Annotated in this window: 11 protein-coding genes and 2 pseudogenes; 10 read left to right on the top strand and 3 right to left on the bottom strand. The window is 59.6% G+C overall.

Annotation, left to right across the window (positions count from 1 at the left end; genetic code table 11):
* Positions 1 to 64 precede the first annotated feature (64 nt).
* The 10 genes and pseudogenes from GGR17_RS11325 to GGR17_RS11280 all read left to right on the top strand — a co-directional run bounded on the left by GGR17_RS11325 (position 65) and on the right by GGR17_RS11280 (position 9,794).
* Positions 65 to 1,528: a TolC family protein gene (locus GGR17_RS11325; RefSeq protein WP_054539681.1), complete on the top strand. Its 1,464-nt coding sequence runs from the start codon at positions 65 to 67 to the stop codon at positions 1,526 to 1,528.
* Between the two features lie 11 nt (positions 1,529 to 1,539).
* Positions 1,540 to 2,898 (top strand): multicopper oxidase family protein, encoded by a 1,359-nt coding sequence (locus tag GGR17_RS11320; RefSeq protein WP_157445594.1) that lies wholly within the window; start codon positions 1,540 to 1,542, stop codon positions 2,896 to 2,898.
* Between the two features lie 41 nt (positions 2,899 to 2,939).
* Complete coding sequence (locus GGR17_RS11315) at positions 2,940 to 3,665, top strand: copper-binding protein (RefSeq protein ID WP_054539679.1); 726 nt, start codon at positions 2,940 to 2,942, stop codon at positions 3,663 to 3,665.
* A gap of 69 nt (positions 3,666 to 3,734) precedes the next feature.
* Positions 3,735 to 3,851, top strand: coding sequence for a multicopper oxidase domain-containing protein (locus GGR17_RS20505; RefSeq protein WP_157445593.1), 117 nt, complete (start codon positions 3,735 to 3,737; stop codon positions 3,849 to 3,851).
* Between the two features lie 260 nt (positions 3,852 to 4,111).
* Positions 4,112 to 4,498: a DUF302 domain-containing protein gene (locus GGR17_RS11305; RefSeq protein WP_054539678.1), complete on the top strand. Its 387-nt coding sequence runs from the start codon at positions 4,112 to 4,114 to the stop codon at positions 4,496 to 4,498.
* A 1-nt stretch (position 4,499) separates the two neighbouring features.
* On the top strand, positions 4,500 to 5,183 hold the full coding sequence (locus GGR17_RS11300; RefSeq protein ID WP_054539677.1) for a TVP38/TMEM64 family protein: 684 nt from the start codon (positions 4,500 to 4,502) through the stop codon (positions 5,181 to 5,183).
* A gap of 67 nt (positions 5,184 to 5,250) precedes the next feature.
* The gene (locus GGR17_RS11295) at positions 5,251 to 7,584 is read left to right on the top strand and encodes a heavy metal translocating P-type ATPase (RefSeq protein WP_054539676.1); all 2,334 of its coding nucleotides are present in this window, start codon (positions 5,251 to 5,253) and stop codon (positions 7,582 to 7,584) included.
* A 98-nt stretch (positions 7,585 to 7,682) separates the two neighbouring features.
* Positions 7,683 to 8,089 (top strand): annotated as a pseudogene (locus GGR17_RS11290) (DUF2924 domain-containing protein).
* Positions 8,089 to 9,414 (top strand): annotated as a pseudogene (locus GGR17_RS11285) (recombinase family protein). Before GGR17_RS11290 ends, GGR17_RS11285 begins: the two co-directional pseudogenes overlap by 1 nt.
* Entirely contained in the window at positions 9,411 to 9,794 is a 384-nt protein-coding gene (locus tag GGR17_RS11280; RefSeq protein WP_054539675.1) for a hypothetical protein, read from the top strand. The pseudogene GGR17_RS11285 and the gene GGR17_RS11280 overlap by 4 nt, the downstream one beginning before the upstream one ends.
* Before the next feature lie 3 nt (positions 9,795 to 9,797).
* Here GGR17_RS11280 and GGR17_RS11275 read toward each other — a convergent pair whose 3' ends face one another.
* The 3 genes from GGR17_RS11275 to GGR17_RS11265 form a co-directional block, all read right to left on the bottom strand.
* Positions 9,798 to 10,634: a DUF3883 domain-containing protein gene (locus tag GGR17_RS11275; protein WP_054539674.1), complete on the bottom strand. Its 837-nt coding sequence runs from the start codon at positions 10,632 to 10,634 to the stop codon at positions 9,798 to 9,800.
* A 539-nt stretch (positions 10,635 to 11,173) separates the two neighbouring features.
* On the bottom strand, positions 11,174 to 11,905 hold the full coding sequence (locus GGR17_RS11270; RefSeq protein ID WP_054539673.1) for a hypothetical protein: 732 nt from the start codon (positions 11,903 to 11,905) through the stop codon (positions 11,174 to 11,176).
* Positions 11,906 to 11,913: 8 nt separating this feature from the next.
* Entirely contained in the window at positions 11,914 to 15,333 is a 3,420-nt protein-coding gene (locus tag GGR17_RS11265; RefSeq protein ID WP_157445592.1) for a hypothetical protein, read from the bottom strand.
* Positions 15,334 to 15,528: the final 195 nt, after the last annotated feature.

Here is a 15,528-nt window from a genome sequence, read left to right as displayed (position 1 = left end):
ATCGTGGCCCCACTGGCCCACGCGACTGGCGGTCCGTCAATCAAGAACAGTCGGAGGACAACTGATGCGGATATCGAAATCTCCGCTCGCAATCGGCTTTCCGCTGCTGCTGGGAGCTTGCGCGACCGCGGTGCCCGGCGTCTATACCGAGCAAAAGGCGGGCTTTGCCAATGTGGCCGGTCAGATCACGCCGGCGATTGGCAAACGCGCGGTCTTTGCCCAGACGCAGGCCGAAAATGAGGCGCTGAGCCGCGAAGTGCACGGCATGGTGCATCGCAGGACAATATCGGCAGATACCGCCGTTCAAGTCGCGCTGCTCAACAACAAGGGGTTACAGGCGTCCTATGCCAATGTGGGGCTGTCGGCAGCCGAAGCATGGCAGCAAGCGACGCCGGAAAATCCCGTCGTCTCCATCGGGCTTCTGGGAATCGGCGCTCCGGAACTGGGTGCCTATCGGGCCGTCGAGGGCCTGATCCGCACCAACATTCTGGATGCGACCACACGCAAGCAGCGAATGGCGATCGCCGATGCCAGCTTTCGTCAAGCGCAACTGAGCGCCGTGAACGATACGCTCACCCTCGCCAACCAAACGCGTCAGGCCTGGATCAACGCCGTTGCGGCTTTCGAAACCGTTGGCTACCTGACCCGCGCCAAGGCGACTTCGGACGCTGGTTCGGAACTGGCGCTCAGGTTGGGCGAGACGGGGGCGCTCAACAAGGCCGGGCAGGCCCGCGAACAGGCGTTCAACGCAGAGCTTGCCGGGCAACTTGCAAGGGCGCGGCTTGATGCGGCCAAGGCAAAAGAGCAACTGACCCGATTGATGGGACTCTGGGGCGCCGAAGTCGATTTCTATGTGCCCGACGCGCTTCCTGCCCTGCCGGGTTCCGTCGGTCATGTGACTGACATTGAAGCAAAAGCGTTGCAAAACCGGGTTGATCTGCGCGTTGCCAAACTTGGCCTGGAAGCACAGGCCTGGGCCTTTGGCTTGACCGACCAGACCCGCATTGTCAGCGATCTTGAAATCGTCGCGGGGTTCGAGGCAGAGCGGGAGGTAGAGGACGGCGAAACGGAAACCGTTACCACTCCGCAAGTGGAAGTGGAATTTGCGATCCCGGTCTATGACAGTGGCAAGGCCCGGATGCGCACGGCGGAATTGTCCTATCTGCAAGCGGCCAACGTGCTTGCCGAGCGGGCCGTCAACGTCCGATCCGAAGCGCGCGGTGCGGAAACCGCATATCACGCATCCTACCAAATCGCCCGACACTACCGTGACGTACTCGTTCCACTTAGGACGACCGCCGAGGAAGAAGGTCTGCTGTCTTACAACGGCATGATCACCAACACTTTTGAGCTGCTGACGGACGTGCGCGAGAAGCTCAGCGCCGAACTGGAGGCAGCAAATGCGAAACGCGAATTCTATATGGCCCAGGCCGATCTGACCGCTGCGATCTACGGCGGTGGTGCAGGCAGCGCGGGTGCCGGTGGAGAAGGCGTATCACTGGCCGCCGGTGGCGGCGCTGGACACTGAAAGGAAATGACATGTTGAACAGACGTCAATTGCTCGGGGCTGGCGCCGCAGGTGCAGCGCTGGTCTCCGGCCAGGCATGGGGCAAGACCCTGAACATGGGACTGCCTGAGGCGGCGCAGATGGACAGCGCGGCAACCGCGATCACGCCGCGCCCCAGTTCGGGACCGGACTACAATCCGGTCGTCACGCTCAACGGATGGACGTTGCCACATAGAATGAACAACGGTGTGAAGGAATTCCACCTTGTTGCCGAACCCGTCGAGCGAGAGCTGGCCGACGGCATGATCGCGCATCTTTGGGGGTATAACGGCCAGTCCACCGGCCCGACCATAGAGGCGGTCGAGGGCGACCGGGTGCGCATCTATGTCACGAACAAGCTGCCCGAGCATACCACGGTCCATTGGCATGGGCTGATCCTGCCTTCTGGCATGGACGGGGTTGGCGGGCTGTCGCATCCTGGGATTCCGCCTGGTAAAACCTACGTTTACGAGTTCGATCTGATCAAATCCGGAACCTTCATGTATCATCCGCATGCGGACGAGATGGTGCAGATGGCCATGGGAATGATGGGCATGTTCGTGGTCCATCCGAAAGACCCAGCCTTCATGCCGGTGGATCGTGATTTCCTCATCATGCTGAATGCGTTCGACATCGACCCAGGCACCTATGTGCCACGCATCATGACGATGACCGATTTCAACCTCTGGACATGGAATAGCCGGATTTTCCCGGACATCGACCCGCTGGTCGTCAACAGGGGCGATCGGGTGCGCGTGCGCGTCGGCAACCTGACGATGACCAACCACCCGATTCACATGCATGGCTACGACTTCAAGGTCACCTGCACCGATGGCGGGTGGGTGCCGGAAACCGCACAATGGCCGGAGGTGAGCATCGACATCCCTGTGGGTGCCATGCGGGCCTACGAGTTCGTCGCCGATCACCTGGGCGACTGGGCGATCCACTGCCACAAGTCGCATCACACCATGAATGCGATGGGCCACGATGTGCCAACGTTCATCGGTGTGGACAAGACGCAACTGGCCCGGCAGATCCGCACGTTCCAACCGGAATACATGCCCATGGGTACCGCCGGGATGGCCGATATGGGCGTGATGGAAATGCCGCTTCCGGACAATACCATACCGATGATGACAGGCTGGGGGCCGCATGGCCCGATTGAAATGGGTGGCATGTTCTCGGTCGTCAAAGTGCGCGATGGCATCGGCGCGGACGATTACTCGGATCCAGGCTGGTACGAAAACCCCCCGGGCGAACAAGCCTATGAATGGACTGGTGAATTGCCAGAGTTCGCCACCAACAACAGCCCCAAGACCCTCCTCACACCGAAACCGACCTCCAAGGGCTGAATGGCTCTTCAATTCAACCTACGAGACCACAGGACAAAGAAATGAAAAAACTTCTTCTGACGACAACTCTCGCATTCGCTCTCACCGGGCCGGCATTCGCCGCCGGAATCCACGAAGGTGGGCACGGCGATGATCACGCTGCGATGGCTGAGGAAATGATGATCGGCGTGCCCGGCGACCCTGCCAAGGTGACGCGCACCATTGACGTGACGATGCGGGAAACGGATGACGGCGAAATGTTGTTCGAGCCTAAATCCTTGGATATCGTCGAGGGCGAGACGATCCGCTTCACTGTGGTCAACAATGGTGAATTGGAGCATGAATTCGTCATTGATACGATGATGGGCAACGCCGAGCACAAAGAAGCCATGGCCAAGATGGACATGGAGCATGACGATCCCAATTCGGTCCGGCTGGATCCGGGAGCGTCCGGTGAAGTTGTCTGGACCTTCTCGAACACCGGCTCATTTGAATTCGCATGCCTGATCCCGGGCCATTACGAATCCGGCATGCATGGACCGATCGTCGTAGGCGAGCAGATGGCGCAACCAGATGTCGAGTATGCAACCGGAACCATCAAGAAAATCGTCGCCGAAGCCGGAAAGGTAACGATCATTCATGGTCCCCTGGTCGCACTTGATATGCCTGCGATGACCATGGTGTTCCGCGCCGATGAGGACATGATCGCCAAAATGTCTGAAGGACAGGACATCGAGTTCGTCGCGGACCGAGTCAATGGAAAGCTTACCGTGACCGCTTTCAGGTAAAGCAAGATCCAGGAGCGTTGGATAAAGCCGGCGCTCCTGAATCCGGTTTATACTGTCGCGCAGACCTCGATGGTCGATTTCTCCCGAGACGCGCTCGAGGTCGTCCTTTGGATGCTGCATTGTCACCACATGCCGCGCCTTACGACGGGCATGATGACAGAGTGTGCGGTCACAGCCTCGGTCTGATCCGGGCGGGGCGTTCGGATCGAGCGCCCCGACGTCCCGCTACCAATCAGTCCTGCCCCAAGTTTTCGCGAGGGCCGGGAACAGGGCACCCTGAAGCAAGAATGCGGGAATTTGAGATGATGAACTGGAACGACATGGGCATGGAATGGGTTTCGGGATGGGGTTTGGCTGGCTCTTCGGCCTGCTGATCCTCGTGCTGGTGGTTTTGGCCATAGCAGCGCTGAGCAAGTATCTTCGGAAATAGAAGAAAGGAGTTCGCAATGACCTATACGATCAATCGAATGGTCCCCGACACCGGAATCGATGACGTAGACGCCCGCGCGCGACAGGCGCTGGCGGATCATGGCTTCGGCGTCCTGACCGAGATCGACGTCCAGGCAACGATGAAAAAGAAGCTCGATGTCGAGATGCCGGCCTATCGCATCCTCGGCGCCTGCAACCCGAAGATGGCGCATCAGGCGATCGGGATAGAGCCGCGGGTGGGTGCGATGCTGCCCTGCAATGTCATTCTGCGCGAGGTCGAGGGCGGCGTAGAGGTCAGCGCCATCGATCCGGTGGCGTCGATGCAAGCGATCGAGAACGCTGGACTGACGGCCGTGGCGGGCGATGTCCGCGACCTTCTGGCGAAGGCCGTCGAGGCGATCTGAGATGAGCCTGCGCGTCGCCATTCTCGCGGGCCTTACGATCTTCGGGATCGTCCTGCTCGGCGTCTGGTTGGTCGCGCCCTCGGTGTTCGCCGAGGCTCGCGGACTTCTGGACGGCGAGCGCTTGGAAATGCTGGTGGCGCATGCGGGTCTCTGGGGCCCGGCCCTGATCATTACGCTCATGACCGTCGCGGTCGTGGCCAGCCCGATCCCGAGTGCACCCATCGCGCTGGCGGCGGGAGCGGCCTACGGACATCTCTGGGGTACGGTGCAGGTCGTGATCGGCGCGGAGCTCGGGGCGCTGATCGCATTCGGCCTCGCGCGGGTTCTGGGGCATGACGTCCTGCGGCGGGTGTTCGGCGATCGCGTCGATGCCGGGCTGCTCGGGTCCCAATCCGCGTTGACGGCGACGGTCTTTGCCAGCCGGCTGATGCCCTTCGTCTCCTTCGACATGATCAGCTACGCTGCCGGACTCAGCCGTCTGCATGTCTGGCGGTTCGCGCTCGCGACGCTGGCGGGCATCGTCCCGGCAAGCTTCCTGCTGGCGCATTTCGGCGGAGAGGCGGTCAGCGGAGACTTTGGGCGCGCAGCCTGGGCAGTGCTCGGTTTCGGCCTCGTGTCGGGTTTGCCGCTGCTTTGGGTGGCGATGCGGAGAAGGCCTGGAGAAGGCGCTCACGACCACCAATGAAAAGGGCTTGAGCTTCCAACGGCTGGAGGCCGCAAGCTGAAACGAGATACCGAAAGGCTGGCAGACCATGGAGCACGATCACCATCACGCGGCGCCCGACATCCCGGCGGGGACCGAGACGGCGAAGGACCCGGTCTGCGGGATGACAGTCGCGGTCAAGCCGGACGGACGTCACGCCGAGTTCCAGGGCGAGACCTTTCATTTCTGCTCGGAGAAGTGCCAGACGAAGTTCAAGGCGGATCCGTGGTTCTACGCTTCGGGCCGGGCCGCCGGGCAGAAGAAGGCTGCTCCGGCCAACGTCCAGTACACCTGCCCGATGCATCCCGAAATCGTTCGCGACGCGCCGGGGGCCTGCCCGATCTGCGGCATGGCGCTGGAGCCGATGGTGCCCTCGGACGAGCCCAGCGAGGAATTGACCGACTTCACCCGACGGATGTGGATCTCGACTGCCGCGGCGGTGCCGCTCATCATCCTGACCATGGGCGAACTGGTGGCGCTGCCAGTGCGCGACTGGATCGGGCATCAGACCGCAAGCTATCTGGAGTTCGTGCTGGCCACGCCAATCATCCTCTGGGCCGCCTTGCCCTTCTTCCGGCGCGGCTGGGACTCCTTCGTGAACCGCAGCCCCAACATGTGGACGCTGATCAGCATCGGCGTGGCGGCGGCCTACCTTTACTCGCTCGTCGCCACCTTCCTGCCGGGCGTGTTTCCGGAACAGTACCGGATGGGCCACGGCGTCGGCACCTATTTCGAGGCGGCGGTGGTGATCGTCGCGTTGGTCTTCGTGGGCCAGGTGCTGGAACTCCGAGCGCGCGAACGCACCGGGGATGCGATCCGCGCTCTTCTGGACCTGGCGCCGAAGACCGCAAGGCGCATCCTGCCGGACGGTACTGAATACGACGCGCCGCTCGAGAACATCATGGAGGGCGATCGGCTGCGCGTGCGCCCCGGCGATGCCGTGCCGGTGGACGGGACGGTGATCGACGGCCGATCGTCCTTGGACGAAAGCATGCTGACCGGCGAGTCGATGCCGGTCGAAAAGGGACCGGGCGATGCGGTGACCGGTGCAACGATCAACAAGAACGGTTCCTTGGTGATGGAGGCGGGCAAGGTCGGGTCTGATACCGTGCTGGCGCAAATCGTCGCGATGGTGTCGAACGCGCGCCGCTCGCGCGCACCGATCCAGGGTCTGGCCGACCGCGTGTCGGCGGTATTCGTGCCAACCGTGGTCGTCATCGCAATCGTCGCTTTCGTCGTCTGGATGATCTTCGGCCCCGAGCCCGCGCTGGTCTTCGCCATCGCCTCGGCCGTGTCGGTGCTGATCATTGCCTGCCCCTGCGCGCTGGGGCTTGCGACCCCGATCTCGATCACCACGGCGGCAGGGCGCGGCGCACAGGCGGGCGTGCTGATCAAGGACGCCGAGGCGCTGGAGCGTATGGCCGCTGTCGACACGCTGATCGTCGACAAGACCGGCACGCTGACCATGGGCAAGCCGAAACTGACGGACACCGTGGCGTTGGGCGACGTCACCGAGGCCGACCTGCTGTCGCTGGCTGCGGCGCTGGAGCGCGGCTCGGAACACCCTCTGGCCGAAGCGATCGTCGAGGGAGCAGAGGCGCAGGGTGCGCCACGTCAGGAGGCCACGGACTTCGACGCCGTGACTGGCAAGGGCGTGCAGGGCCGCGTCGGCGCGCGCGCGGTGGCGCTCGGCAATGCGGCGATGATGAAGGAGATGGGGCTCGATTCCACGCAGGCCGAGGCAAAGGCCGACACCCTTCGCGCCGAGGGCAAGACGGCGATGTTCATCGCACTCGACGGCGCGCTCGTCGGCATTGTGGCGGTCGCCGATCCGATCAAGGAGAGTACCGCGCAGGCCATCCGGGAACTTCATGCCCAGGGGCTGCGCGTGATCATGGCGACCGGCGACAACGAGCGCACGGCACAGGCGGTGGCGGGCAAGCTCGGCATCGACGAGGTGCGCGCGGGAATCCTGCCCGAGGCCAAGAAGGACCTGATCGACCAGTTGCGCCGAGAAGGCCACAAGATCGCGATGGCGGGCGACGGGGTGAACGACGCGCCCGCGCTGGCCGCTGCCGATGTGGGCATCGCCATGGGCACCGGAGCCGATGTTGCGATGGAAAGCGCAGGCATCACTCTATTGGGCGGCGACCTGATGGGCATCGTGCGGGCCCGCAAGCTCGCCCGCGCCACCCTGCGCAACATCAAGCAGAACCTGTTCTTCGCCTTCGCATACAACGCCCTTGGCGTCCCCATCGCGGCAGGGCTTCTCTACCCGGTCACCGGACTTCTGCTCTCGCCGATGATCGCGGCGGCGGCGATGAGCCTGTCCTCCGTCTCGGTGATCAGCAATGCGTTGCGGCTCAGGCGGGTCGATCTTTGACCGGCCAGTCCACACATGTAATCTCGAACGGAGAACCAGATGATCCAAGACACTTTTTCCGCCGAAAGCTTCTGATCGGCACAGCTGCGCTGAACTCCATGTCCGTCACCCAGCTTAAGTCAGAGTGGCAGACGATCTTTGCCTCGGCAGCGCCGAACAACAGCCCAGCGTTCCTTGAGAGCCGGTTGGCCTACCGCATCCAGGAACTGACGTATGGCGGCCCTGATCGCGAAACCGGCGCATGCTGGGCCTGCTGGCCGACGAGGTCGGCGGCACCCTGACGCGCAAGAGCCAGATCGCCGATCCTCGCAATCCCGTGGTCGACACAAAGCTGATCCGCGAATGGAATGAGGTCGAGCACACCATCACCGTCTTGCGGGACGGTTTCGAGTGGCAGGGGCGACCGTACAAATCCTTGTCCGCGATCGCGCGAGCGATCACCGGGACGCGCTGGAATGGCTACCGCTTCTTCGGGTTGCGCGAACGAAAGCGGGGGAGTGATTGATGGACCAGCGCGCAAATCCCGTCCGCCGCCAGCGCTGCGCCATCTACACGCGCAAATCCTCCGAGGAAGGGCTCGAACAGGAGTTCAACAGCCTGCACGCCCAACGAGAGGCCTGCGAGGCCTACATCGCCAGCCAACGCTCCGAAGGCTGGGTGCTGGTCCGCGATCAGTATGACGACGGCGGCATCTAGGGCGGGACGCTGGAACGGCCCGGCCTCCAGCAGCTTCTGGCAGACATCGAGGAAGGCCTGATCGATGTGGTGGTCGTCTACAAGATCGACCGCCTGTCGCGCTCGCTGATGGACTGCTCGAAGCTGGTCGAGGTCTTCGACCGCAACGGCGTGACTTTTGTCTCGGTCACGCAGTCCTTCAACACGACGACTTCCATGGGGCGGCTGACGCTGAACATCCTGCTCAGCTTCGCCCAGTTCGAGCGCGAGGTCACAGCCGAGCGCATCCGCGACAAGGTCCGCGCTTCCCGGATGAAGGGAATGTGGATGGGCGGCTACGTCCCGCTCGGGTACGATGTGAAGGACCGCAAGCTCGTGGTGAACGAGGAAGAGGCCGCCACCGTGCGGGGCATCTTCGAACGTTTCGTCGAGGTCGGATCAGCGACCGTGCTGGCCCGCGAACTGCGCCGCAAAGGGCTCCGCAACAAGCAGGGCACCTTGGTCGACAAGGGATACCTCTACAGAGTGCTGGTGAACCGCGTCTATCGCGGCGACGCCGTCCACAAGAGCAAAGCCTATCCCGGCGAGCATCAGGCCATCATCGACCAGAAGCTATGGGATCAGGTCCATGCCATCTTGCGCGAGAGCCCACGAAAGCGCGCCAACAACACCCGCGCGCAGGCGCCTGCATTGCTCAAAGGGCTGATCTTTACGGCCACGGACGCCGCCATGACCCCGAGCAGCACGAAGAAGGGCGCGCGGCGATACCGGTATTACGTCTCGATGGACGTCATCAAAAATCGCGAACCCAGCGATGAGTGCATCCCGCGCCGTCTTCCTGCCGAACTCGTGGAAGCGGCCGTGGTCACAGAATTGAGGCGGGTGATGCGCGCCCCGTCGATCACGGCACAGGTCATCGCCCATTTGGCGCGCGAGGATCACGCCTTCGCCGAGGCCGACGTGATCTCCGCGCTGCAGACGTTCGAGGACGTCTGGGGCCAATTGTTCCCTGCGGAGCAGACCCGGATCGTGCAGTTGCTGGTGCGCCGGGTCACTGTGACGTCCGAGGGGCTGGTGATCGATGTCCGGACCGACGGCGTCTCGGGCGTCATGCGCGACATGATGGCGCCACGAAAGAAGGCGGCGGCGGAATGATGAAACCAGACGAGTCCCTCCAGATCTTCGTGCCGCTCAAGGTCCGCAAGCAGAACGGGCGGCCGAAGATCATGCCGCCCGCCACCTATCTGCCCAGCGAAGACCGGACACAGGATCCGCATATCCTGCGCGCCATCGATCGGGCGTGGGGCTGGCGGCGGCGCATGGAGGCTGGTGAATTCAACACGGTGACCGATCTGGCGAAAGCGGTGGGGCTTGCCGAACGCCATGTCAGCCGCCAGCTGCGGCTCGCCTATCTCGCGCCGGGTGTCCTCAAGCGACTGGTCTACAAGCGCGAGGTGCCCGCCGTGACCCTGTTGAAACTGACCGACGTCGCGGCCCTGCCGTGGCACGAACAGCCGGAGCGGGTGTTCGACTGATCCTCAGTGAAAGCTCGCCTGAAACGTTGTCGCCGTCAGCGAGACATGCGCGTCAAGCGGCGGGTGCAGTTCGAACGCCTTCGGCTCGCGTGAGAAATTCCACAGGCGGAACAGACGCCATTCCGACCGACGCTCCTCGGCCACGGCCAGTTCGTTGCGGGTGATGTGGAAGGGCGTGCGCTCCCATCCGTTCGTCGTCTTGACCTCGATCAGCCGCGGTAACCCGTCCGGGGCGAAACTCGCGATGTCGTAGCCCGCGCCGTCGCCATCCTCGTCCGACACCCAGCGCACCTTGCGCGCCAGATCGTCCCGTCCCGCGGTCCGCAAGGCCGCGCGCTCATGCGCCAGCACGCGCTCCTCGCCCGCGCGTCCGAGGGCCCGGTTGCGCTCGTCCCGGCCCGCCACGTCGAACTTGCGGGCGATATGCAGCATCTGGTCCAGTTCCTGCGGCGGCGGCTGGTTCGACAGCGTCGGCGGCGGCCCGATCCAGATCTGCGCCGCCTCGCGTAGGCCAGCGGCGGGTTGCAGTCCCGGTTGGCGCCCGAGCCAGGCCGGGTTCAGCGCCAGCCACCGCGCCACGGCATCTACCAAGGTCATCTGGAAGTTGAACGCGGGCTTGTAGCCGGGGATCCAGTCCTCGCCGAGCCCCTTCAGCACCGCGCTGATGTTCTGGTGCTTGAACTCGATGGACCCCTCGGACCGATCGTTCAGCAGCGGAATGAGCGCGCGGCGATGCTCGGCCTTGCTGTAGCGGCGCCCGGAAATGTCGTCGGCCAGCATCGCGAAGTGATCCGCGACGATCAGGTCGTTCTCTTCATCTGTCCACGCCCCGTTCGACATTGCGCCAGGCTATGGGCACGAAGTCTGTTTGTCATCAGAGACTTCCGGCAGGCTCCTGGCTCGCTTCGAACGCTGCCGCCGGACTTGGGGATCGGCCGCCACGGAGCCGTCCTCCCGACCGCCCTGCGCCTTCGTGTCGGTCTCCGTCACCGGATTACCTCGCGAACGGGGCGAGCCCGTGAACGCGGCAACCCATTGAAAATGCAAGGATGTTTTACGCCGTCCCATGGCCATCGAGGGGCGCTCGAAGAGAGACCCGGTCCATTCGGAGACCGGTTCTGCGTCAACCGCTGAGTCTCCGAAGGGCGGATGGCCCTGCCAACGCCCTTTGAAACAAAAAGAAAAAAGGCCCCAATCGGGGCCCCTCGACGGATTCAGCATTTGAATGTGGCGGAGACGAAGTCCGAAAGTTGTTTTAAGTCAAACACTTAAGGTATTGAATTCGCTGGGCGCAGGATCGTTGAGTGTTACGAATTGTGCAGCAAAGTGTGCAGCAAAGATTTCGTTCCGAACATCAAAACCCTCTGCGCCAAAAAAGCTCACGGTACAGGTGCAACGCCAAATATAGAGGCTAACTCCGTAAGAATTGCGCGTTCGACCGCTTTTTCTGCAGCCTCCCTCGAATCAAACATAGCTGCGTACTTGCGCCATTTTTCCTGACGCCCTCCGTCTTTTCGAAATTGCGAATAGTCCAGTTGGTCAATCTCCAGATCAATAGCAGCTTTTTCAATAATCGGATCAAACTCATGAACATCCCAATGCGTGCGCTTGTCAGAAGCATACTCGCGCCATAGCTCCCTCTTATCAAAATCAATCTCACAGATCTTCTCGATCTTTAAGAGAATATCCTGCAACACCAATTCCGCCTCGTCCATAAGGGACTTGCAGCACTTGACCCAGTCAACAGGATCACCGCCGTTTTGGATTATCCAGATATCATGCTGCCTTTTCCTTTTTTCATCGCTTGCATTTTCCTGAGACAGGTTATGTGCGTGCACCGTTCGAGCGCATTCAACCAGGAATTTGCAACTTTTGAATCTCTCGCTCACTTGCGAATCGGTTCGGAGCAGCTTTGCTGCGAACCGCAAGAAAGGACCCGTTTCGTTGAACAGGACATAAAGCCAAGAAACCGCTTTCCGGAAGTACAGTTCATCATACGGACACTCGGGCAAGTCGACCGAGATTTCCCTAATCTCAGTTTCGCCGATGTTTTCTGCACACAACGCTCTTAGTGCAGTGACCTTGTCTTGAATCTTACTGAAACCATCCATGCCACGTCCTAACTTGGTCGAGACGCGATAGGGCCTAAGTAGTTGAATGAAATTGAGAACTTCAACTCCTTTCCGATTGATACATCTCGCACCCATCCTCCCTCAACGAGATCTACCTTGCGGCCAAGCTCGCCAACGTGGATTGACCAACGGTTTTCTCCAATTTGCCGTTGAACAATTCCAGAGAAAATAATGGGTTCACGAGTGGCGCCAGTTATCACATTTCGCGGCAGCACACGTTTTCCTTCAATGTACTCGGTATCTCGAGAAAGTTGGCGAAACTGAGTAATGGCACTCTGTTCGTCACCAGCAAGCCAACGGAACACTGCGATAAGGTATCGGGTATTTGGTTGGAGGTCTTCGCCAGTTGAATACGACAGATCGGTTAGGACGCCGAGGATCTCGTTCCTGTCATCATCTGAGTATGGAAGCGGACCATGTAGCCCGCGCAACATTTGGCTTTCGGTCTTCCACACCCAAAGGCACCTAAGTAACAAGCGCATGCATCTGCTATCGTCGGAGATGCGGTCCCTATGTTGTAAGAGGTATTCGGCTGCAGCCCTCGCCTTTCTGAGATCAGGCTCTGAGATTGAGTCCTGTTCAAAGGAGATCAACGGCGCCAGATTTTTTGCTCTGAAGTAGTATCCAACAGAAGAGCCGACCTTTTCCAGTGCGTCAAAAGCTTCGTCACTCATTTCAAGGTCGCCAACAAGTTCAGCAGCCCTTAGCCGTTGCCGCTGGAAGTTCTCTTCCTGCGAGGAGTCCAATTCATCTAAGTCTACCATGTCGATAGTTGCTGCAACATCCGCTTTTAGCTCTGCAGACTGCTCAATCCCAAAGTGAGTATCGGACTCAAGCAGTCCAAGCGCAGTCCACAACGAAATATCGATGGGAAAATATGTGCCTGACTTACTAGTAGCGTTCCGTACCGCCTGACGAGCAGCAAGGTAGTTAGCCCAAATTGTCTCTGTGGAATGATTGTTTCTTGCCGCTGAGGTTGCAAGAAATCCATATGTTGCTGCTCGCTCAACCCAAAGGTATTCAACCGTACGACGCCCAGCTTTCAGCCCACCGCTAGGTAATGAAATATCGGTCAGGGCCTCCTCAACGGACTCTCTCGCCTCGTCCAAGATACTTAAACGATCTTCGTCAGACAGGTTCGTTTCGTTCTTCCGGATATGGTGTCGACGCAGAGTGGCTTCCTGTAACATCAGACGCGCATTGCGAACACCACGAGTTTTTCTAAGTAACGTCAAAGCAGCTGCTATTTCACCATAACTCTCAGAATACCGCTCTCCTAGCGGGCCATCTGGGCCAAGGGCATAGACAATATCTGCAACGAACCGTGTTTCCTCCGCCCCATCCGGTCCGGCGCGTGTTGCGTTTGAGACAAGCTCCAATATTGCCTTAGCCTCATATGCCGCTCCTCCAAGTCGTTGGTCACAGATCAACTGAGCCTCGAGTTGAAGTCGTGCTCCGACAAGAAGTTGGTCCTCCGAGTTGTCATGATACCGCCATCGGAAGAGATCATTTCCTTCAAACAGTTCGCGAACAAGGTCGATGTCAATACCAGTCTGTGAAGCTAGACTTTCGGACATCAGAGCCCGCAAAATCAGATTTATTGGTACCCACCGATGCACTCGTGAGCACGCCATGATGTAGTCGATGAGCTTGCCGGCAGAATCGTTCTCGCTCTGTGCTTCCGGCTGCTGAGTCAAGATCGGTGCCTCTGATCGATATCCCGCTTCTAGGAGAGCAAATGCGAGCGCACCCACTTCTTTGACCGGCTTTTTCGACCGTCCACGGTCGCGTAGTACTCTCTCGGTTTTTCTGGCTTCTTGCACTAAGCCCCTCGCTAAGCTTGATCTGCTTTGGGGAAGTTGCCAAAAGAACTGCGCTAGCACATGCTCTGATGCAATTATTTTGTCCTGTATCTCTCGACCAGGATTGAATTGTTCGGATAACTCGACGAGAGCTTCTCGCTCTACATCACTGAGTCCTGCGCGAGCATTGACCAAGCGACCTTCGTGCCGGTGCTCAACCATTTCCGTATTGTATGAAGAACCGAGTAACACGATACGATGGCCGCGGCTGCGAAAGCTTTCCAAGAGGGTGTCGTAGCGTCGTGGTGCAGCCAGTGCATCAACGATTAAGAGGGTGACGTGATCCAACCGATCAACATCAGACAAGAACGCACCAAGTTCGACCGCAAGCGGAAGACGGTCTCTTGCAAAAAGCACGGCGGCTGACCTCTTCTTCCTAATTGAGGCCGCGATGCGAAACAGTGCAATTGACTTTCCGACGCCCGATTGGCCGCTTACGATAATCGCCCCCTTCTCATTAGAATGGTTCTTAATTGCCCTTTCGACCACTCTTTGGAGCTCGTCTTCAAAATCGCGCCGAATTGCGAAGCCATGGCGGACGCCGTCAAATAACACCCGAGAGCTGGTTGGAATGGAATGAAAAACAGAGAATGCACTTTCTTTTAAACCATCGTCTAATCCCTGAAGGTGATCCGTCCAGGCGTCATCTATAATCGAGGCCGATGCCTCGGTACTAAGCCGCATGCTGGGCGTTGTGACAAGACGCTTACCATCATCGAACGATACTATCCCAGGCTCGTTCCAAGCCTGTAGTTGGGCAGACCCGCCATGCAACTCTGCTTCAGCAATAACAGCCCCTAATGAGCGTTCATCCCTTATGATTACGTTTGCGTCTATGAGTTCTTCGAAGATTTCTGCATCCTCACCTTCGAAGCCTGGATCGGGGCCGAACCAAAGTACGCTCTCTGTCGCTGCGCGACTAAGATGACCAAGTATTTCGCCGGTATTGAGCCAGTCTTGACCGGCGTTCAATCCTGCCACAACGATAACACCCAGAGGTGTCGAAACGTCAAACAGGCTGTTTAACATCGGCGTTGCGTGCTGGGCACGGCGCGCACGCAGTTCAAGTCGGGTCGATGGCGGCTGAAACACTCCAGCCCCTGTCATTCCAAACAGGTAGTAGATACGTGGTCGAAGCTTGCTTCGGCTGACCGGCGGGGGCGGATCACCCACCAATATTGGCTCTGGAAGTCGGCCATCAGTTCCAAACATGTTCTTTAGAACTGGATCAATAGAGGAAGTAAAAACAGCCGAAAAGTGAACATCAGAAATTGAGGCCAGCTCGCTGGAAGGGGTTCTCCTTTCGAAACGCTCAGCTAGCCAGCCGTAAAATTCGGCGTTTAGCTTTCCAGCAGAAAAGATTTCGCTCCAGGATGAACCTTTTACTCCTATCCGGTCCAAGGCGGCAAGGCAAACACTGTCCTTGCCATCCGACGCGCTGTGAATGGATTGGCCGAGGATTGCCACAAGTGGTACATCCTCGGAAATTGCCCTCCGAAGGATCTCCTGCGCCGACGAAATTTCTGAATTAACTCGTTCGCTCAAGACCGATTCACCTAATCTTTGATCTGCTTCTTGAGTACTCTGGCGTGGTGGTGGTCATGCGACAAGCTTCCTTCTGGCTAAGGAACGTGGTTTCCGCTGGTGTCCGTCGTCAGAGTTTTTGGGCCAGTTGGCGGCCTGATCTAAGAGAGTATCTGGCGCATCTGGTTGGTTTGATTATGCGGCGGGTTTGCGGTG

This window comes from Actibacterium naphthalenivorans, assembly GCF_014196965.1.
GTDB classification, from domain to species: Bacteria; Pseudomonadota; Alphaproteobacteria; order Rhodobacterales; family Rhodobacteraceae; genus Actibacterium_A; species Actibacterium_A naphthalenivorans.
Note: the sequence above shows the minus strand (reverse complement) of the source record. Positions and strands in the feature narration are given on the sequence as shown.